Origin of the sequence: Pseudomonas atacamensis (genome assembly GCF_017167965.1) — a bacterium.
GTDB lineage: Bacteria > Pseudomonadota > Gammaproteobacteria > Pseudomonadales > Pseudomonadaceae > Aquipseudomonas > Aquipseudomonas atacamensis.
In genome coordinates this window covers 1,188,500-1,206,687 of sequence record NZ_CP070503.1, presented here as the reverse complement: position 1 = coordinate 1,206,687, position 18,188 = coordinate 1,188,500, and the positions used below count along the sequence as shown (strand labels likewise).

The 18,188-nt window shown below is 59.2% G+C and carries 19 protein-coding genes and 1 other RNA gene; 7 read left to right on the top strand and 13 right to left on the bottom strand.

All coding sequences use genetic code 11. The annotated features are described in order from the left end of the window. Window positions 1-334 precede the first annotated feature (334 nt). Together rnpB and rsmI are read right to left on the bottom strand one after the other, a co-directional pair. An RNA gene (rnpB, locus tag JWU58_RS05625) (RNase P RNA component class A) lies at window positions 335-688 on the bottom strand. Between the two features lie 73 nt (window positions 689-761). Next, window positions 762-1,667 carry a 16S rRNA (cytidine(1402)-2'-O)-methyltransferase gene (rsmI, locus tag JWU58_RS05620; RefSeq protein ID WP_016773267.1) on the bottom strand — a complete coding sequence of 302 codons (906 nt, stop codon included), beginning with the start codon at window positions 1,665-1,667 and terminating at the stop codon, window positions 762-764. Between the two features lie 177 nt (window positions 1,668-1,844). Between rsmI and JWU58_RS05615 the strand changes: the two genes are divergently transcribed. From JWU58_RS05615 to JWU58_RS05600, 4 genes are all read left to right on the top strand, one after another. Beyond that, a complete protein-coding gene (locus tag JWU58_RS05615; protein WP_206421586.1) occupies window positions 1,845-3,656 on the top strand; it encodes a penicillin-binding protein activator in 1,812 nt (603 codons plus the stop codon). Further along, window positions 3,656-4,018, top strand: a complete 363-nt coding sequence (locus tag JWU58_RS05610) for a YraN family protein (protein ID WP_206421585.1) — start codon at window positions 3,656-3,658, stop codon at window positions 4,016-4,018. The genes JWU58_RS05615 and JWU58_RS05610 overlap by 1 nt, the downstream gene beginning before the upstream one ends. Window positions 4,019-4,119: 101 nt before the next feature. Continuing rightward, a complete protein-coding gene (locus tag JWU58_RS05605) occupies window positions 4,120-4,713 on the top strand; it encodes a phosphoheptose isomerase (RefSeq protein WP_008082788.1) in 594 nt (197 codons plus the stop codon). Then, a complete protein-coding gene (locus JWU58_RS05600; protein ID WP_024014250.1) occupies window positions 4,710-5,288 on the top strand; it encodes a BON domain-containing protein in 579 nt (192 codons plus the stop codon). Before JWU58_RS05605 ends, JWU58_RS05600 begins: the two co-directional genes overlap by 4 nt. Window positions 5,289-5,443: 155 nt before the next feature. On the opposite strand, the gene JWU58_RS05595 is transcribed toward JWU58_RS05600, so the two are convergent. The 7 genes from JWU58_RS05595 to rplM form a co-directional block, all read right to left on the bottom strand. Next, complete coding sequence (locus JWU58_RS05595) at window positions 5,444-5,857, bottom strand: ClpXP protease specificity-enhancing factor (protein ID WP_016773263.1); 414 nt, start codon at window positions 5,855-5,857, stop codon at window positions 5,444-5,446. Between the two features lie 16 nt (window positions 5,858-5,873). Continuing rightward, complete coding sequence (locus tag JWU58_RS05590; protein WP_007961620.1) at window positions 5,874-6,491, bottom strand: glutathione S-transferase N-terminal domain-containing protein; 618 nt, start codon at window positions 6,489-6,491, stop codon at window positions 5,874-5,876. 146 nt (window positions 6,492-6,637) lie between these two features. Further along, a complete protein-coding gene (locus JWU58_RS05585; RefSeq protein WP_024014251.1) occupies window positions 6,638-7,420 on the bottom strand; it encodes a cytochrome c1 in 783 nt (260 codons plus the stop codon). Then, window positions 7,420-8,631 carry a cytochrome b gene (locus JWU58_RS05580; protein WP_024014252.1) on the bottom strand — a complete coding sequence of 404 codons (1,212 nt, stop codon included), beginning with the start codon at window positions 8,629-8,631 and terminating at the stop codon, window positions 7,420-7,422. The genes JWU58_RS05585 and JWU58_RS05580 overlap by 1 nt, the downstream gene beginning before the upstream one ends. After that, on the bottom strand, window positions 8,631-9,224 hold the full coding sequence (gene petA / locus JWU58_RS05575; protein ID WP_007917031.1) for a ubiquinol-cytochrome c reductase iron-sulfur subunit: 594 nt from the start codon (window positions 9,222-9,224) through the stop codon (window positions 8,631-8,633). The genes JWU58_RS05580 and petA overlap by 1 nt, the downstream gene beginning before the upstream one ends. Window positions 9,225-9,497: 273 nt before the next feature. Continuing rightward, the gene (rpsI, locus tag JWU58_RS05570) at window positions 9,498-9,890 is read right to left on the bottom strand and encodes a 30S ribosomal protein S9 (protein ID WP_003228056.1); all 393 of its coding nucleotides are present in this window, start codon (window positions 9,888-9,890) and stop codon (window positions 9,498-9,500) included. Window positions 9,891-9,904: 14 nt separating this feature from the next. Then, window positions 9,905-10,333: a 50S ribosomal protein L13 gene (rplM, locus tag JWU58_RS05565; RefSeq protein WP_003228062.1), complete on the bottom strand. Its 429-nt coding sequence runs from the start codon at window positions 10,331-10,333 to the stop codon at window positions 9,905-9,907. A 244-nt stretch (window positions 10,334-10,577) separates the two neighbouring features. On the opposite strand from rplM, the gene JWU58_RS05560 reads away from it, so the two are divergent. Then, window positions 10,578-11,618: an NADP(H)-dependent aldo-keto reductase gene (locus JWU58_RS05560; RefSeq protein WP_024014253.1), complete on the top strand. Its 1,041-nt coding sequence runs from the start codon at window positions 10,578-10,580 to the stop codon at window positions 11,616-11,618. Window positions 11,619-11,774: 156 nt separating this feature from the next. On the opposite strand, the gene JWU58_RS05555 is transcribed toward JWU58_RS05560, so the two are convergent. Next, window positions 11,775-12,911, bottom strand: a complete 1,137-nt coding sequence (locus tag JWU58_RS05555; RefSeq protein ID WP_056790227.1) for an acyl-CoA dehydrogenase family protein — start codon at window positions 12,909-12,911, stop codon at window positions 11,775-11,777. Between the two features lie 250 nt (window positions 12,912-13,161). On the opposite strand from JWU58_RS05555, the gene JWU58_RS05550 reads away from it, so the two are divergent. Further along, window positions 13,162-14,058 (top strand): GlxA family transcriptional regulator, encoded by an 897-nt coding sequence (locus JWU58_RS05550; RefSeq protein ID WP_162999820.1) that lies wholly within the window; start codon window positions 13,162-13,164, stop codon window positions 14,056-14,058. A 224-nt stretch (window positions 14,059-14,282) separates the two neighbouring features. Here the strand turns inward: JWU58_RS05550 and zapE are convergent, their stop codons facing one another. The 3 genes from zapE to JWU58_RS05535 all read right to left on the bottom strand — a co-directional run bounded on the left by zapE (window position 14,283) and on the right by JWU58_RS05535 (window position 17,477). After that, entirely contained in the window at window positions 14,283-15,377 is a 1,095-nt protein-coding gene (gene zapE / locus JWU58_RS05545) for a cell division protein ZapE (RefSeq protein ID WP_016773254.1), read from the bottom strand. A 90-nt stretch (window positions 15,378-15,467) separates the two neighbouring features. Further along, the gene (locus JWU58_RS05540; RefSeq protein ID WP_206421584.1) at window positions 15,468-16,823 is read right to left on the bottom strand and encodes a tryptophan--tRNA ligase; all 1,356 of its coding nucleotides are present in this window, start codon (window positions 16,821-16,823) and stop codon (window positions 15,468-15,470) included. Window positions 16,824-16,847: 24 nt separating this feature from the next. Then, a complete protein-coding gene (locus tag JWU58_RS05535) occupies window positions 16,848-17,477 on the bottom strand; it encodes an alpha/beta hydrolase (RefSeq protein WP_206422162.1) in 630 nt (209 codons plus the stop codon). A gap of 144 nt (window positions 17,478-17,621) precedes the next feature. Here JWU58_RS05535 and JWU58_RS05530 point away from each other — a divergent pair, with 144 nt between their 5' ends. Continuing rightward, window positions 17,622-18,056 carry a Z-ring associated ZapG family protein gene (locus JWU58_RS05530; protein ID WP_016773251.1) on the top strand — a complete coding sequence of 145 codons (435 nt, stop codon included), beginning with the start codon at window positions 17,622-17,624 and terminating at the stop codon, window positions 18,054-18,056. Window positions 18,057-18,188 lie beyond the last annotated feature (132 nt).

The window sequence follows — 18,188 nt, the reverse complement described above, 5'->3', positions numbered from 1 at the left end:
TGCGCACACTATAGGAATGCGCCCACCACACCGTCAAGGCGCGGATTAAAGGAAAAGCCTTACAGAACGGAGATTTAGCGACGTAAAAGGAGGCGCAACGAGAATCTGACGTGAAGTTTCGACCAATAACTTGATGCAGCACTGAAAGCTGCGCTCGAAAGTTAAAGTAGTTTGTTAAGAGTAAGATTTTTTCGGTATTACAAAGGCGCTTCGGCTGTTGATTGAAGCAGGGTGGGAAAGGCTATTACCGCGTTTGCCGCTGCCGGAGTTTCAGACCAGGCCGGCTGATATTACACAGCCGCGTCTTCTTTGTTTCAAGCAGGGAAAGAAAAAGGTGGAGAGTCGATCTGTAAGCCGGGTTCTGTCTTGAACAGTCATTCGTCTACGATGGCCATCACTGGACATCTTTAGCAACCTACCCGGTCCCAGCGCGGGCCACGCCTTGGGACCCTATTTGGTCTTGCTCCAAGTGGGGTTTACCTAGCCACGAACTGTTGCCAGACGTGCGGTGCGCTCTTACCGCACCTTTTCACCCTTACCGGCGCTTGCGCGCTTAGGCGGTTATTTTCTGTGGCACTTTCCGTAGGCTCACGCCTCCCAGGCATTACCTGGCACTTCGCCCTATGGAGCCCGGACTTTCCTCCCCCCTCTAATTTTCATAGAGGGCAGCGACTGTCCGATCGACTCTCCGCCGCGAAGGTTAACGGCAGAGCGCCGGAAGAACAAGCGCTAAAACCCTCAAGAACGCCATGGGCGACGGCTTACACGCCTTTCTGTTTATCCAGCGCCACCTGATACAGCACGTTTTTGCGCTCGCCAGTGATTTGCGCTGCCAGTGCGGCAGCGCGCTTGAGCGGCATTTCCTCCAGAAGCAGATCGAGGATGCGCATGGCTTCGCTGCTGACCGCGTCCTCCGACTCCGGCGCCGTCCAGCCGGCCACCAGCACTACGCATTCGCCGCGCTGCTGATTGCTGTCGGACTCGACGAACGCACGCAGTTCGCTGAGCGGCAGGCCTTTGAGGGTTTCGAAGGTTTTGGTGATTTCCCGCGCCAGCAGAGCCTGACGCTCGCCGCCAAACACTGCTTCCATATCCTGCAGGCATTCGAGAATGCGATGCGGCGCTTCATAGAAAATCAATGTGCGCGGCTCTTCTTTAACCGCTTCCAGACGCGCCTTGCGTCCGACCGACTTGGCCGGCAGAAAGCCTTCGAAGATAAAACGGTCGGACGGCAATCCCGCCGCCGACAGCGCCGCGATCAACGCGCAGGCACCCGGCACCGGCACCACGTTGATGCCGGCCGCACGGGCCTGACGCACCAGGTGATAACCCGGATCGGAAATCAGCGGCGTGCCGGCATCGGAGATCAGCGCGACGTTGTCGCCCGCCAGCAACCGGGTAATAAAGCGGCTACCCTCATCCCGTTCGTTGTGTTCATGACAGGCGGCCAGCGGCGTGCCGATGCCGAAGTGCTGCATCAGGCGCGCCGAATGCCGGGTATCTTCCGCTGCAATCAGGGCCACTTCACGAAGGATCTTCAAGGCCCGGGCGCTGATGTCGTCCAGGTTGCCGATGGGCGTCGCCACCACATAAAGCGAGCCAGCAGCGGAATTCAAAGGACCTGGAGCAGTCAAAGCGCACACCTCGTGATCGGTAAAAGCGGCCATTGTAGCGCGTCATGAGGCTTGCGATGCGCTCCGGCCGAGTGCGGTTTTTCGCGCGGTTGTGCGCTGCCGCAACATTTACTCCAGCTAAATTTACCGATTCACGCCAGTAACATCGCGCCCCGGCCAGTGCTTGGGTACAATTCCACGCTAATTTGATCGAGTATCAGGAACACTTACATGATCGCTTGCCTGCGGCTGTTCACTGCCCTCTGCCTCGCTGCCTTGTTGGCCGCGTGTGCCAGCTCCCCTTCCTCCAGCCTTGGCGAACTTCCACGGACTCCGGACGCCAGCATCGAGCAACTGCTCGAACAGGCTGCCCAGGCTAAAACCCCGGAACAAGCCGCCCTGCTGCGCCTGAGCGCGGCGGACCAGGCTTACCGCCAAGGCAATGCCGGCCAGTCCGCGCAAATCCTGCAACAAGTGCCGGTGGAGCAACTCAAGCCAGGCCAGCAGATTTTCGCCAATACGCTGTCCGCCGAACTGGCCATGACGCGCAATCAGCCGAAAGCTGCGCTGACCGCCCTGAGCCATCCAAGCTTCCAGAAGCTCGGGGAAATGCCGGAAGAGCAGCAAGTTCGTACCGGCACTGTTCACGCCCGCGCCCTTGAAGCCGATGGCCAGACGCTGGCCGCTGCCCGTGAGCGTGTGTTCATCGCGCCGATGCTGGAAGGCGAAGCGGCGAGCAAGAATCACGAAGCGATCTGGACCCTGATCGCTTCGCTGCCAACCGATCAATTGCAACCGAACAACACCGACGATCTCGGCGGTTGGATGGCACTGGCGCAAGCGGTGAAAACCGCAGGCACGCTGGAACAGCAACAAGCCGCGATCGACAACTGGCGTGCGCAGAATCCAAAACACCCGGCGGCGATCAACCTGCCGCTGCCGCTGACCAAACTCAAGGAACTGGCCAGCCAGCCACTGAGCAAAATCGCCCTGCTGCTGCCACAGGACGGTCAGTTGGCGTCGGTCGGCAAAGCGCTGCGTGAAGGCTTCATGGCCGCGCATTATCAGGCGCAACAGGCCGGCCAGACCCCACCTGCCATCGAGTTCTACGACAGCTCGAAGCTGACCTCGATGGACGAGTTCTATCGCAAGGCCCAGGCTGACGGCGTGCAACTGGTAGTCGGCCCGCTGGAAAAACCACTGGTCAAGCAACTGAGCACTCGCCCGCAACTGCCAATCACCACCCTGGCGCTGAACTACAGCGAAGGCGAACAAGGTCCGGCGCAGTTGTTCCAGTTCGGTCTGGCAGCTGAAGACGAAGCTCGCGAAGTTTCCCGTCGCGCTCGTGCCGACGGCCTGCATCGCGCCGCGATCATGGTGCCGAAGGGCGAATGGGGCGATCGCGTCCTGCGTGCCTTCAGCCAGGACTGGCAAGCCAATGGCGGCAGTATCGTTGCCACCGAGCGTGTCGATCAGCCGGTGCAACTGGCCCAGCAGATCGCCGACATGTTCCAGCTGCGCCAGAGCGAAGCCCGCGCCAAGAGCCTGCAGAATGTTGCCGGCACCAATGTCGCCGCCCAGCCTTCGCGTCGCCAGGACATCGAATTCATCTTCTTGGCCGCCACGCCGCAACAGGCCCAGCAGATCAAGCCGACCCTGAATTTCCAGTACGCCGGTGACGTGCCGGTCTACGCGACCTCCCACGTCTACAGCGCCAGCGGCGACGTCAACCAGTACAACGACATGAACGGCATTCGCTTCTGCGAAACCCCATGGCTGCTGGAAACCAGCGATCCGCTGCGCCAGCAAGTAGCTGCGCAATGGCCGCAAGCCAATGGCAGCCTCGGTCGCCTGTACGCCATGGGCGCCGACGCCTATCGCCTGGCACCGCGCCTTGGCCAACTCAAGGCCCTGCCGGACAGCCGCATCGAAGGTCAGTCGGGCAGCCTCGGCATGACCCAGACCCAGCGCGTAGTGCGCCAGCTGCCGTGGGCACAGTTCGTCAGCGGTCAGGTGCAGCGCCTGCCGGACACACCGCGCTGATGCCCGACAGGTCACGCTCGCAAAGCGGCAAGGATGCCGAGCGCCAGGCGCTCGAACATCTGCAACAACAAGGTCTGCGCCTGCTGGCGCAGAACTGGTTATGCAAACGCGGCGAGCTTGATCTGGTCATGCTTGATGGCGATACAGTAGTATTCGTTGAAGTTCGCTACAGAAAAAACACTCAATGGGGTGGCGCGCTCGCCAGTATCGACGAGCGCAAGCAGCAGAAACTGATCTTTGCAGCACAGTATTTTCTTCAGCGCGAGTCGCGTTGGGCCAATTCCCCCTGCCGCTTCGATGTGGTGGCGATCGACAGCCGCCCGAATCAGCTGAACTGGTTGCAGAATGCTTTCGACAGTTGATCGCCTGCACCCTGCCCTGTTTTCGTCCGACACATTTTGCTCTTTGCTTTGCCGGCTGCACATTCACGTGCCGAACAGCCGCGCCACTTAAGGTCACACAGATGGACATGCAATCCCGAATTCGCCAGCTTTTCCAGGCCAGTATCGACACCAAGCAACAGGCGATGGACGTACTTGCACCGCACATCGAGCAAGCCAGCCAGATCATGGTCAACGCCCTGCTCAACGAAGGCAAAATGCTCTCGTGCGGCAACGGTGGCTCGGCCGGCGATGCCCAGCATTTTTCTTCGGAGCTGCTCAACCGCTTCGAGCGCGAGCGTCCGAGCCTGCCGGCGATTGCGCTGACCACCGACACTTCGACGATCACCTCGATCGCCAACGATTACAGCTACAACGAAGTGTTCTCCAAGCAGATCCGCGCGCTCGGCCAGCCGGGCGATGTGTTGCTGGCGATTTCGACCAGCGGCAACTCGGCGAACATTATTCAAGCGATCCAGGCCGCACATGATCGCGAAATGATTGTCGTAGCTTTGACCGGACGCGATGGCGGCGGCATGGCGTCGCTGCTGTTGCCCGAGGACGTCGAGATTCGCGTACCGGCCAACGTCACTGCACGTATTCAGGAAGTCCACTTGCTGGCGATCCATTGCCTTTGCGATCTGATCGACAGCCAACTGTTCGGGAGTGAAGAATGACCCCTAATCGCCTTGGCCTTCTGGCCTTGACCCTGTGCCTCGGCATCAGCGGCTGCACCTCGGTGGTGAACGCCAGCCGTGAAGCGCCGATCGAAGACGACCGTGGCACGCGTACCTTCGGCAGCAAGATCGACGACTCGCTGATCGAAACCAAAGCAGGCGTGAACATCGCCAAGGCCGATCCGGCACTGGACAACGACTCGCACATCGTCATCACCAGCTTCAACGGCGTCGTCCTGCTCGCCGGCCAGACTCCGCGCGAAGACCTCAAGGCCAAAGCCGAACAGGCCGCAGCCAACGTCCAGCGCGTGAAGAAGGTGCACAACGAACTGCAAGTGCTGCAACCGTCCTCCCTGCTCGCCCGCCAGAACGACGCGTGGCTGACCACCAAGATCAAGACCCAGATGCTCACCGATGCCAGCATTCCTGGCTCGCGCATCAAAGTCGTGACCGAGAACGGCATCGTCTACCTGCTGGGCCTGCTGACCAAACAGGAAGCCACTCAGGCAACCAATCTGGTTCAGGGTGTGTCTGGTGTGCAGAAGATTGTGAAGCTGTTCGAATACATCGACTGACCTGATTTCGCAGGAGCTGTGTAGGAACTGACGAGTGCAACGAGGCTGCGATCTTTTGATCTTGCTTTTAAAAATCAAAAGATCGCAGCCTCCGGCAGCTCCTACACGACCAATGCAGGCACAAAAAAGGCGATCCATCCGGATCGCCTTTTTTTTTATTTCACAACCTTCAAACTTGGCCGGCCACTCGGGCGTGGCGGCTCGCTGCCCGGTGGCGGCGAGTCGTCATCCGGATCGATGTCTTCCTCGTCGTCCATCGGCAACTCGAGGTCAAACACCATGCCCTGGCCGTTCTCCCGGGCGTAAATACCCAGGATCGCGCTGATCGGCACGTAGAGACTATGCGGAACACCGCCGAAGCGGCCTTCGAACGTCACCACGTCGTTATCCATGTGCAGATGACGCACGGCACTCGGCGAGATGTTCAGGACGATCTGGCCGTCACTGGCAAAACCCTGCGGCACCTGCACCGCCGGATACTCGGAGTTGACCAGCATGTGCGGGGTGCAATCGTTATCCACAATCCACTCGTAGAGCGCGCGGACCAGATAAGGTCGACTGGAGTTCATAGCGGCTCCTTAAGCCTTAGCGCATATCGCGTTCGACACCAGACAGACTCGCCTGGAAAGCCTCACGCGCAAACTGGCGCTCCATATAATCAAGCAGCGGCTTGGCCGGCCGCGGCAGTTCAATACCCAGAATCGGCAAACGCCAGAGTATGGGTAATAGGCAGCAATCCACCAGACTTTGTTCCTCACTGAGGAAGAACGGCTTGTCGGCGAACAGCGGCGAAACGCCGGTCAGGCTTTCGCGCAGTTCCTTGCGCGCCACGACCCGTGCAGCCTCTTTGCTCTTGGGATCCAGAATCAGATCCACCAGCCCGCACCAGTCACGCTGAATCCTGTGGATCAGCAGACGGCTGTTGGCCCGCGCCACCGGATAAACCGGCATCAGCGGCGGGTGCGGGTAACGCTCATCCAGATACTCCATCACCACGGTCGACTCCCACAACGCCAGGTCACGATCGACCAGCGTCGGCAGACTGCCGTAAGGGTTCACCTCAATCAGTTTAGGCGGCTGGCGGCCCGCTTCCACGTAAATGATTTCGGCGCTGACACCCTTCTCTGCAAGCACGATGCGCACTCGGTGGGAATAGTGGTCGGCGGGGTCGGAGTAACAGGCCAACCGATTGGTCACGCCCATGGCGATCCTCCTCGCTTGTTGAATTTGTCGGAACCGGAAAAACGCGCGCGCCCAGAGGGCACCTCCCGCAGGGTCTGACTGAGCAGATCCTGCTTTAGCGGAGGCGCCCTTGGGCGCGCGCGATTAACAGCAATGCTTGAAGCGTATCAGTGCACGTCTTTCCAGTATTCACGCTTGAGCAGGTAGGCGAACACAAAGAAGAACGCCAGGTACAGCAAGACATAAGTACCGATGCGCTGATGTTGCAGCTTAACCGGGTTAGCCGAGTAAGCCAGGAAGGTTACCAGATTCTTGACCTTCTCATCGAACTGCTCTTCGTTCAGAGCACCGGACTTCGGCACGATGGTCAACTGATCGCACGCTTCATGGGTCAGCGGCGTGCCGGTCAGCGGATCGTATTGCTTCTTGCCGTCCTCGACGATCTGCACCTGTTTGCAGCCGACAACCTGACGACCTTGCAGGCCGACCAGCACGTTAGGCATGCCGACGTTCGGGAAGACCTTGTTGTTCACGCCCCATGGACGCGCCGGATCTTCGTAAAACGACTTCAGGTAACCGTAGAGCCAGTCGGTGCCGCGTACTCGCGCTACCAGAGTCAGGTCCGGCGGCGCTGCGCCGAACCAGGTCTTGGCGTCGGCCGGCTGCATGCCGATGTTCATATGGTCGCCAATCTTGGCACCGGTGAACACCAGCTTCTCCAGCATCAACTCGTGCGGGATGCCGAGGTCATCGGCGACGCGCTCGTAACGCTGGAACTTGGCACTGTGGCAACCCATGCAATAGTTGGCAAAGGTCCGCGCACCATCCTGCAGGGCGGCTTTGTCGGAGACGTCGATATCGACACTTTCCAGTTCCGGACCATGACCCTCGGCAGCAAAAACCAGGGAAGGCAGCGCAGCAAAAATCAGAGCAAGAAATAACTTTTTCATCAGCCAGTCACCCTTTCCGGAACCGGTTTGGTCTTCTCGAGCCGGGTGTAGAACGGCATCAGAATGAAGTAGGCGAAATACAGGAAGGTGCAGACCTGCGACAGCAACGTGCGCCCCGGCGTCGGCGCCAGAACGCCAAGGATGCCAAGAATCACGAAGGAGATGCAGAACACCACCAGCCAGATTTTGCTCAGCCAGCCCTTGTAGCGCATCGATCTCACCGGACTGCGATCCAGCCAAGGCAGCACGAACAGCACCGCAATCGCCGCACCCATGGCGATAACGCCCAGGAGTTTGTCCGGCACCGCACGCAGGATTGCGTAGAACGGAGTGAAGTACCAGACCGGGGCAATATGCTCAGGCGTCTTGAACGGGTTAGCCGGCTCGAAGTTTGGTTTTTCGAGGAAGTAGCCGCCCATTTCCGGGAAGAAGAACACAATGAAGCAGAAGATGAACAGGAACACCACAACGCCGACAATGTCCTTCACCGTGTAGTACGGGTGGAACGCAATGCCGTCCAGCGGGATGCCGTTTTCGTCCTTGTGCTTCTTGATATCAACGCCGTCAGGGTTGTTCGAACCGACTTCGTGCAGCGCCAGAATGTGCAAGACCACCAGACCGAGAATCACGATCGGCAGCGCGACCACGTGCAAGGCGAAGAAGCGGTTCAGGGTAATTCCGGAGATCAGGTAGTCACCACGAATCCACTGGGTCAGGTCATCGCCGATCAGCGGAATCGCACCGAACAGCGAGATGATCACCTGGGCGCCCCAGTACGACATCTGGCCCCACGGCAGCAGATAGCCCATGAACGCTTCGGCCATCAGCGCCAGGTAGATCAGCATGCCGAACACCCAGACCAGTTCGCGCGGTTTCTGGTACGAGCCGTAGAGCAGACCGCGGAACATGTGCAGATAGACGACGATGAAAAACGCCGAGGCGCCGGTCGAGTGCAGCAGACGCAGGATCGAGCCGTACTCGACGTCGCGCATGATGTATTCAACGGAAGCAAAGGCCTCTTCTGCCGACGGCGTGTAACTCATCGTCAGCCAGACGCCGGTGACGATCTGGTTGACCAGCACCAGCAGCGCCAGCGAGCCGAAGAAATAGAAGAAGTTGAAGTTTTTTGGTGCGTAATATTTGCTGAGATGGTCTTCCCACATCTTGGTCGCGGGAAAGCGCGCATCAACCCAATCCATGAACTTGCTCATCACGCTTTCTCCGTATCGACGCCAATGACAATCAGGTCATCGGTCTCATAGGAATGCGGGGGAACTGGCAGGTTCAAAGGCGCAGGTTGCGACTTGTAGACGCGGCCAGCCAGATCGTAGTGGGAACCGTGGCACGGGCAGAAATAGCCACCTACCCAGTCTTTGCCCAGATCCGCAGGTGCCACTTCGGGACGGAAGGTCGGTGAGCAACCCAGGTGCGTACAGATCCCGATCAGCAGGAGAATCTCCGGCTTGATCGAGCGTACTTCAGGGTCGACATAAGTGGGTTGCGTGGAGTTTTTGGAGGTCGGATCGGAGAGCTGACCCTCGATCTTCTTGAGATTCCCCAGGATTTCCTCGGTACGGCGGACAATGAACACCGGCTGGCCGCGCCATTCAGCAATCATCTGCTGGCCTGGCTCGATTTTGCTGACATTCACTTTCACCGGTGCACCGGCAGCTTTCGCCTTGGCACTGGGAAACCATGACCCCACGAACGGGACCGCAGCCCCCACCGCTCCTGCAGCACCCACCACGGATGTGGCTGCCACCAGGAAGCGACGCCGGCCTGCATTCACGCCGTCATTGCTCATTCAGTCCTCTCCCATCAGCTTTTTTGGCCTGTTAAATCAGGCGTCTACTAAATAAATCAAATGTTACTTATAAAAATTTTGCCCGAATGGTAATGAAAACCCCCAATTCTGACAAGGTTAATTCCCCGGGGCTCAGCCCCTTAAGCCTTGGAGTATAGGGGGTCTACGGCTGTGGCAAGTTGTCACAACGCAATTCTTTGATAAATCGCAGGCATAAAAAAACGCCCGCTTCCGTGAGGAGGCGGGCGTTCTTTTTTGAACGTGGAAGCGGAATTAACGCTTCGAGTACTGCGGACGCTTACGCGCTTTACGCAGACCAACTTTCTTACGCTCAACTTCACGGGCGTCGCGGGTAACGAAGCCAGCTTTGCGCAGAGCGCTACGCAGGGTTTCGTCGTAGTCCATCAGAGCGCGAGTGATGCCGTGGCGGATTGCGCCAGCCTGACCACTTACACCACCGCCGATCACGGTGACGTAGATGTCGAACTTCTCGACAGTCTCGGTCAGCTCCAGCGGCTGACGAACTACCATGCGGGCAGTTTCGCGGCCGAAGAAGTTATCCAGCGAACGGTTGTTGATGGAGATGTTACCAGTACCCGGACGCAGGAAAACGCGTGCGGTTGCGGTCTTGCGACGGCCAGTGCCGTAATTTTGAGTCGCCGACATAATGAACTATTCCGTTAAATCTTCAGTTCTTGGGGCTGCTGAGCAGTATGAGGGTGTGCAGCGCCCGCATAGACTTTCAGCTTACGGTACATGTCGCGACCCAGTGGGTTTTTAGGCAGCATGCCTTTAACCGCGGTCTCGATCACGCGCTCAGGGGCTTTGGCGATCAGCTTTTCAAAGTTGATCGACTTGATGCCGCCCGGGAAACCGGAGTGGGAGTAGTACATTTTGTCAGTGGTTTTAGCGCCGGTAACACGGATCTGCTCGGCGTTGATGACGACGATGTAGTCGCCGGTGTCAACGTGAGGAGTGTACTCAGGCTTGTGCTTGCCACGCAGACGGCTCGCGATTTCGGTGGCCAGACGACCCAGGGTCTGACCAGCAGCGTCGACGACAAACCAGTCGCGCTTTACTGTTTCCGGTTTAGCAGTAAAAGTTTTCATTCTTTATAGCCTCAGGGGCCGCCTGTAAATAAGACGGCGGATCTTACTGAATAGTGCGTACTTTGACAAGTCAAAGGCAGCCGGATACAGACGCTTTCGGGGGCTCGGGTCGGCGCGTCCGTTCAACGGCAAGATTCTTCGGCGGCGGCGCATCACTTCCACTGCAGAAAGAGGTCGGCAATTATGCAGATTGCGAAAAATTTTTCAACCTGCTTTTATGATTGTTTTGCCCAAGGAGCACCCGATGGACTATCGCCAGCTAGGCCGTACCGACCTGAACGTGAGTGCAATCTGCCTCGGCACCATGACCTGGGGCGAGCAAAACACTGAGGCTGAAGCCTTCGCCCAGATTGAACGGGCCAAAGAGGCGGGGATCAATTTCCTCGACACCGCCGAAATGTATCCGGTGCCGCCCAAAGCCGAAACCTACGCCACCACCGAGCGCTACATCGGCAATTACTTCAAGAGTCGCGGTGACCGTTCCGACTGGATCCTCGCCAGCAAGATCGCCGGCCCCGGCAACACCATCGACTACATCCGCGACAAGAACCTGCGCCACAACCGCCAGCACATCACCGAAGCACTGGACGGCAGCCTCAAGCGCCTGCAGACCGATTACATCGATCTGTATCAATTGCACTGGCCGGAACGCAGCACCAACTTTTTCGGACAGCTGGGCTACAAGCACAAGATCGAAGCCAACCTGACGCCGCTGGAAGACACCCTCGAAGCCCTCGACGAACAGGTGAAGGCCGGCAAGATCCGCCACATCGGTCTGTCCAACGAGACGCCGTGGGGCACCATGCGCTTTCTGGCTCTGGCCGAAGCCCGTGGCTGGCCGCGTGCGGTGTCGATCCAGAACCCGTACAACCTGCTCAACCGCAGCTTCGAAGTCGGCCTGGCCGAGATCGCCATCCGTGAACAGTGCGGCCTGCTCGCCTACTCGCCACTGGCGTTCGGCTTCCTCTCCGGCAAGTACGAAGGCGGCGCCCGACCACCGAAAGGCCGCCTGAGCCTCTACAGCCGCTTCAGCCGCTATTTCAACCCGCAATCGGAGGCGGCGTGCAGCCGTTACGTAGCCCTGGCCCGTGAACACGGTCTGGACCCGGCACAAATGGCCCTGGCCTTCGTGACCCAGCAACCGTTCGTCACCAGCAACATCATTGGCGCGACGACGCTTGAGCAACTGGACAGCAACATTGCCAGTTTTGATCTGAAACTGTCCGATGAAGTGCTGGCCGGGATTGAGGCGATTCACAAGGATCATCCGAATCCCGCGCCGTAACTGACCGCCAAAAGCTTCGCGAGCAGGCTCGCTCCCACAGGTACGGTGATCCCCTGTGGGAACGAGCCTGCTCGCGAAGAGGCCAGTCGGATTACCTCAACAGCGGAACGCGGAGCGTCCCCGGCGGCATTCCCACGCAGAGCGTGGGAACGATCATCAAAGCGACCGCGCAATAATCTCCTTCATGATTTCATTGGTGCCGGCATAAATCCGCTGCACCCGCGCATCCGCCCACGCCCGGGCCACCGGGTATTCCCACATGAAGCCGTAGCCGCCATGCAGTTGCACGCACTCGTCGAGCACTTTGCATTGCAGGTCAGTGCCCCAGTATTTGGCCATCGCCGCCGTCGGCACATCGAGTTTGCCTTGCAGGTGCAGCTCCAGGCAGCGGTCAACGAAGACCCGGCCGATCTGGATCTCTGTAGCCATTTCGGCCAGTTTGAAGCGGGTGTTCTGAAAGTCGGCAATCGCCTTGCCGAACGCCTTGCGATCGCGGGTGTAATCCAGCGTCCATTGCAGCGCTGCCTCGGCCGAGGCCAGGCCGCCGATAGCCACGGTCAGACGTTCCTGCGGCAACTCCTGCATCAGATAGGCAAACCCGGCACCCGCTTGGCCGAGAAGGTTTTCCTTCGGCACGCGCACGTCCTGGAAGAACAGTTCCGAGGTGTCCTGCGCCTTCATGCCGACCTTCTCCAAGCGCTTGCCCTTCTCGAAGCCCGGCGTATTCGCCTCCACCAGAAACAGACTGGTGCCCTTGGCGCCAGCCTTGGGATCGGTCTTGGCCACCACGATGACCAGATCAGCCAGAAAGCCGTTGGTGATAAAGGTTTTCGAACCGTTGATCACATATTCGTCACCGTCGAGCACCGCCGTGGTTTTCACCCCTTGCAGGTCGGAACCGGCGCCAGGCTCGGTCATGGCAATCGCCGTGACCATTTCGCCCGAGACCAGTTTCGGCAGGTATTTGTGTTTCAGCGCCTCGCTGCCGTAATGCAGGATGTACGGCGCGACGATGTCGGAGTGCAGGGAAAAGCCGATACCGGTCAGACCCAGACGCCCGACTTCTTCAATCACCACGGTGCTGTAGAGGAAATCCGCGCCGAGCCCGCCGTACTCTTCCGGCAGATGCGAACAGAGCATCCCCGCCTCCCCCGCCTTGTTCCACAGTGCGCGATCGATGTGCCCCTGCTTCTCCCACTGCGCGTGATACGGCACGGCCTCTTTCTCGAGGAAAGTTCGCACACTGTCGCGGAACAATTCGTGTTCGGGGCTGAACAGGGTTCTGGGGATCATGCGGCACCTTTCTTTGTTGTTGGAGGGATACGGCTCTCAGAGACTAAGCCCGACTCCTGCTACGGGACACTGGACACATCCGACAAAAAATAAGACGATCCAGCCGTCTGGTGACCACTTTCCCTTATAAAAACAAAACAAAAGTTGAATTATGTCTAAGCACGTCTCCCCGCCCTTGCGGCGCGTCAGCATCCTGGCCATCGACCGGGTTTTCGCTTACACCCTCATGCAGGCCAAGGATTTTTTCCATGTGGCCAGCCTGCGTTACGGCAAACAACTGGGCCACGGCCTGACACCAGCGTTCGAAACGCGCCTGGTCAGCCCCGATGGCAAACCGGTAAAAAGCTTCAGCGACGTGGTCATGCCGGTCGACGGTGGCCTGGAAAACGCCGACGTAATCATCCTCCCGGCGTTCTGGGACGATTTCGACACGCTGTGCAGCCGTTACCCGCAAATCCTGCCGTGGCTGCGCGAACAGCATGCGCGCGGCGCGGTGTTATGCGGCGAAGCCACCGGGGTGTTCTGGCTCGCCGAAGCCGGGCTGCTCAACGGCAAGGAAGCGACCACCTACTGGCGCTTCTTCAATGCCTTCGCCGAACGCTTTCCCAAGGTCTACCTCAATCAGGACAAGCACCTGACCGACGCCGACAATCTCTATTGCGCCGGCGGCACGACCTCGGCCTGCGATCTCTATATCTATCTGATCGAACGCTTCTGCGGCGCGAACGTGGCGCAAGCCGTGGCCCGCGACATCCTCTACGAAGTGCAGCGCAGCTATTCGCCGGGACGTATCGGTTTTGGTGGGCAGAAGCTGCATCAGGACGTGATCATCCTGCAGATCCAGCAATGGCTCGAAGAACATTTCGCCGACAAATTCCGCTTCGAAGACGTCGCCCGCGAGCACGGCATGAGCATTCGCAACTTCATGCGCCGCTTCCAGACCGCCACCGGCGACAAACCGCTGCACTACTTGCAGCGCCTGCGCATCGAGACGGCCAAGGGCCTGCTTTCGGGCACGCGCAAGAGCATCAAGACCATCAGTTATGAGGTCGGTTACGACGATGCGAGCTTCTTCGCGCGACTGTTCCGCCAGCACACCGAGCTGTCGCCGAATCAGTATCGGCAGCAGTTTCAGCAGGCTGCGTAACCCGGCCTGATGATCGTTCCCACGCTCTGCGTGGGAATGCCGCCACTGGACGCTCTGCGTCCGGCTCGCAAGTGACGCGGAGCGTCACGGGATGCATTCCCGCGCGGAGCGTGGGAACGATCAGTTACTGCGCTTTCGCGAGCAGGCTCGCTCCCACAGGGAAAAACTTCAGCGCATAAAAAAGGCCTGCAATCGCAGGCCTTTTTCGTTGCCGAAACTCCGTTTTAAGGCTTGTGCGCCCGCGACAGGAATTCGTGAGATTGCATTTCCAGCAGTCGGCTCAGCGTACGCTGGAACTCGAAGGTCAGGCGTCCGCCGGTGTACAGATCCTTCAACTCGACTTCGGCAGAAATGATCAGTTTGACGTTGCGGTCGTAGAACTCGTCGACCATGTTGATGAAGCGACGGGCGATGTCGTCGGTGGTGACGCTCATCTGCTCGACGCCGCTAAGCAGCACGGCATGGAAAATCTTGCCCAGTTCGATGTAGTCGTTCTGGCTGCGCGGGCCGTCGCACAGTTCGCGGAAGTCGAACCAGGCCACGTCGTCGCAGGTGCGCAGAGCGCGGATTTCGCGGTTCTCGATGATCAGCACATCGTTTTCCACCGCCGCCGTGCACTCCGGTGTCAGTGCCTTGAAGCTCTTGCGCAGGCTTTCGTGGGCGGCTTCGTCGAGCGGATAGTGGAACAGCTCGGCTTGCTCGAGGTGACGCAGACGATAGTCAACACCGCTGTCGACGTTGACGATCTCGGTGTTCTGCTTGATCAACGCGATCGCCGGGAGGAAGCGCGCACGTTGCAGGCCATCCTTGTACAGGCCGTCCGGAACGATGTTCGACGTCGCGACGAGGGTCACGCCGTTCTTGAACAGCTCTTCCATCAGCGTGCCGAGGATCATCGCGTCGGTGATGTCGGAGACGAAGAATTCATCGAAGCAGATCACCCGCGACTCGGCCGCGAAGCGCTTGGCGATGATGGTCAGCGGGTTCTTCTCGCCGCCCAGGGTTTTCATTTCTTCGTGCACACGCTTCATGAAGCGGTGGAAGTGCGTGCGGGTCTTTTCCTTGAACGGCAGCGCTTCGAAGAAGGTGTCGACCAGGTAAGTCTTGCCGCGACCGACGCCGCCCCAGAAATACAGGCCCTTGACCGGTGCCTGATCCTTTTTGCCAAACAGCTTGCCGAGCAAACCCGGCTTGTTCTGGTCGGCGGCGATCAAGTCGTCGTACAGACGCTGCAAGTGACGCACAGCAGTTTCCTGTGCGGCGTCATGGAAGAAGTCCGGGCGTTTCAGATCAGCTTGATATCGTTCTAGGGGCGTCATAATTCGTTAGCAAGGCAACAAAAACGGGCCGTCACTGTAGCGACGGCCTGTGGGAATGGCAATCGGCCCTTGGTCGGGTCGTGCCGCCGATCAGTCTTGAGCTGGAGTCAGTGCGACGCGCAACGCCTCGATGGCGGCTTCTCGCGCGGCAGCGTCGGCGAAGGCCGGGCTGTCGCCGACGCACTCACCGGCCAGCCAGACGCTGAAGCTCAATTCTTCAGTACGCACGTCCAGCGGCTCGCCGGACTGCAACTGTTTGGTCACCTGGCCGGCAGTTTTGCCGTCGGCGAAGTTGCGCGACAGCAGCAATTGCTCGCCATCGGCCGCCAGCAGACGGAATCGGAAGCTGCCGTCGTCCTCGCGGAAGCTGACGAAACGCGCGGTTTTCGCGGCTTTTTTCTTGGTAGTCGCGGCGACCTGAACCTGATTGACGAAGGAACGCAGGCCAACGGCTTCGCGCAATTCGTTGAGGAACGGCGTGGCCACGGCGCGGGCCTTCTTCGCACCGATCTGCAGGATGTCTTCCAGGTCCGCAGGACGCTCGATCAACTGGTGATACTTCTCGCGCGCTTCGCCGAGATCGTTGTCGAGCAACTGGAACAGGCGATTCTTCGCCTCACCCCAGCCCAGACCACCGAGCAGCTCACCGCGGAATTCATCGGCCTGCGCCGGTGTGGCGAAGGCCTGGAACAGAGTGAACAGGTGCGAATTATCGGGATCTTTCGCTTCGCCCGGCGCCTTGGAGTCGGTGACGATCCGCGAGATCGCGTCCTTCATTTCCTTGGCGCTGGAGAACAGCGGAATGGTGTTGTCGTAGCTCTTCGACATCTTGCGACCGTCGAGGCCCGGCAAGGTGGCCACGCTTTCTTCGATCAGCGCTTCGGGCATGGTGAAGAACTCTTTGCCCTGGCCGAACAGATGGTTGAAACGCTGGCCGATATCGCGAGCCATTTCCACGTGCTGAATCTGATCGCGACCGACCGGCACCTTGTGCGCGTTGAACATCAGAATGTCCGCCGCCATCAGCACCGGATAGCTGTACAGGCCCATGGTGATGCCGGCATCCGGGTCTTCACCGGTTTCAACGTTCTTGTCCACCGAGGCCTTGTACGCGTGCGCACGGTTGAGCAGGCCCTTGGCGGCGACGCAAGTCAGCAGCCAGGTCAGCTCGGGGATTTCCGGGATGTCGGATTGGCGGTAGAAGGTTACGCGGTCGACATCGAGGCCACCGGCCAGCCAGGTCGCGGCAATTTCCAGACGCGAGCGCTGGATGCGCAGCGGGTCATCGCATTTGATCAGGGCGTGGTAGTCGGCCAGGAAATAGAACGAATCGGCCTGGCTGTCGCGGCTGGCGAGGATTGCCGGGCGAATCGCGCCGGCGTAGTTGCCCAGGTGCGGCGTGCCGGTGGTGGTGATGCCGGTGAGAATGCGGGTACGGTTGGTCATGGGTAATCGCTTGTCAGACTGCAATCAATTCGAGAGACGCGGCAGCAGCAGATCCTTGAGATCGGTCAGCTTGCCGTGAAAAAAGTGTCCGCATTCTGCCACTTTCAGCAGCTCATGGGGGCGCCGGAGTTGTTCCGACCATTGGTAGACCAGTTGCGGATCGATGACTTCATCGGTTTCCGGCTGGATCACGGTCAACCCGCCGTGTTGTGGCAGTTGATCCTGCTCGCCTAGACGCATCACCGCCGGGGCAACCATGAACAGGTGTGCAAGCTGCACGCCTTGGGCTTCGAGACGGCCGCCGAGACTTGCTGCAACAAATCCGCCGAAGGAGAAACCGAACAGGGTCAGCGGCAGATCCGGGTATTTTTCCCGCAGCCATGTAGCTGCGGCCTGAGCGTCGTCGACTTCGCCGGTGCCCATGTCGTGGGTGCCCTGGCTGGCGCCGACGCCGCGATAGTTGAAACGCAAGGTGATCATGCCTGCGTCGCGCGCGGTGCGCTGCAGGGTCGAGACGACCTTGTTGAGCATGGTGCCGCCCTGTACCGGGTTCGGATGGCAGATCAGCGCGATGCCGCGCGGCTGCTCGTTATCCAGATACAAAGCCTCAATTTGGCCGACAGGGCCGTCAATCACTACAGGGGTTTCACGCATCAGCAAGGGAGGAACTCCGTGACCTCGAATCGGGTCGACTCGTCTAGCAAATTGTCTGTGCCAATCTATTGCGAGTGAATCGCGGTATACAGCGCAGGTTCGAGCCGTTAACGTAAAGCAAAGCCGTTTATAGAGGAAGGACTCGTGGAACACTCGCTCTTAGTTTGGTTGTTACCGACTCTTGCCCTGGTTGTGGGTGTCGCCATTGGATTCCTGATCGCGCGCGTTGCGCCGAACGCCGCACCGAGCCGCACGCAGCGTCAACTGGATGATATCCAGGAGCGTTTCGACAGTTATCAGAACGAAGTGGTCACCCACTTCAACAGCACCGCGATGCTGGTCAAGAAGCTGACCCAGAGCTATCAGGAAGTGCAGGATCACCTCGCCGAGGGCGCCAATCGTCTGGCCCTGGACGAGCAGACCCGCCAGCGCCTGATCGCCGCCCTGCACGCCGACGCAGCGCAGGCACCACGTGAACGCCTGACGCCACCGCGCGATCAGGAACCACCGCGTGACTATGCGCCGAAATCGCCAAATTCCCCTGGCATGCTCGATGAGCATTATGGTCTGAAGAAGTAATCGGGTTTCGCGCCCAACAAAAAGCCCCCGGACAGTGATGTGTCCGGGGGCTTTTTTGTATCTGCAATTTTCGCTGCGCTTGCCGGCCTCTTCGCGAGCAGGCTCGCTCCCACAGGGGGAATGCATTTCAAA

Coding starts and splice junctions, on each gene's coding strand:
- rsmI (WP_016773267.1), bottom strand. CDS start 1,667: ATGGCCGCTTTTACCGATCACGAGGTGTGCGCTTTGACTGCTCCAGGT.
- JWU58_RS05580 (WP_024014252.1), bottom strand. CDS start 8,631: ATGAGCAAGTTCATGGATTGGGTTGATGCGCGCTTTCCCGCGACCAAG.
- JWU58_RS05540 (WP_206421584.1), bottom strand. CDS start 16,823: ATGACCAACCGTACCCGCATTCTCACCGGCATCACCACCACCGGCACG.
- petA (WP_007917031.1), bottom strand. CDS start 9,224: ATGAGCAATGACGGCGTGAATGCAGGCCGGCGTCGCTTCCTGGTGGCA.
- JWU58_RS05605 (WP_008082788.1), top strand. CDS start 4,120: ATGGACATGCAATCCCGAATTCGCCAGCTTTTCCAGGCCAGTATCGAC.
- JWU58_RS05590 (WP_007961620.1), bottom strand. CDS start 6,491: ATGGGCGTGACCAATCGGTTGGCCTGTTACTCCGACCCCGCCGACCAC.
- JWU58_RS05560 (WP_024014253.1), top strand. CDS start 10,578: ATGGACTATCGCCAGCTAGGCCGTACCGACCTGAACGTGAGTGCAATC.
- rpsI (WP_003228056.1), bottom strand. CDS start 9,890: ATGTCGGCGACTCAAAATTACGGCACTGGCCGTCGCAAGACCGCAACC.
- rplM (WP_003228062.1), bottom strand. CDS start 10,333: ATGAAAACTTTTACTGCTAAACCGGAAACAGTAAAGCGCGACTGGTTT.
- JWU58_RS05595 (WP_016773263.1), bottom strand. CDS start 5,857: ATGAACTCCAGTCGACCTTATCTGGTCCGCGCGCTCTACGAGTGGATT.
- JWU58_RS05585 (WP_024014251.1), bottom strand. CDS start 7,420: ATGAAAAAGTTATTTCTTGCTCTGATTTTTGCTGCGCTGCCTTCCCTG.
- JWU58_RS05615 (WP_206421586.1), top strand. CDS start 1,845: ATGATCGCTTGCCTGCGGCTGTTCACTGCCCTCTGCCTCGCTGCCTTG.
- JWU58_RS05535 (WP_206422162.1), bottom strand. CDS start 17,477: ATGCGTGAAACCCCTGTAGTGATTGACGGCCCTGTCGGCCAAATTGAG.
- JWU58_RS05600 (WP_024014250.1), top strand. CDS start 4,710: ATGACCCCTAATCGCCTTGGCCTTCTGGCCTTGACCCTGTGCCTCGGC.
- JWU58_RS05555 (WP_056790227.1), bottom strand. CDS start 12,911: ATGATCCCCAGAACCCTGTTCAGCCCCGAACACGAATTGTTCCGCGAC.
- JWU58_RS05610 (WP_206421585.1), top strand. CDS start 3,656: ATGCCCGACAGGTCACGCTCGCAAAGCGGCAAGGATGCCGAGCGCCAG.
- zapE (WP_016773254.1), bottom strand. CDS start 15,377: ATGACGCCCCTAGAACGATATCAAGCTGATCTGAAACGCCCGGACTTC.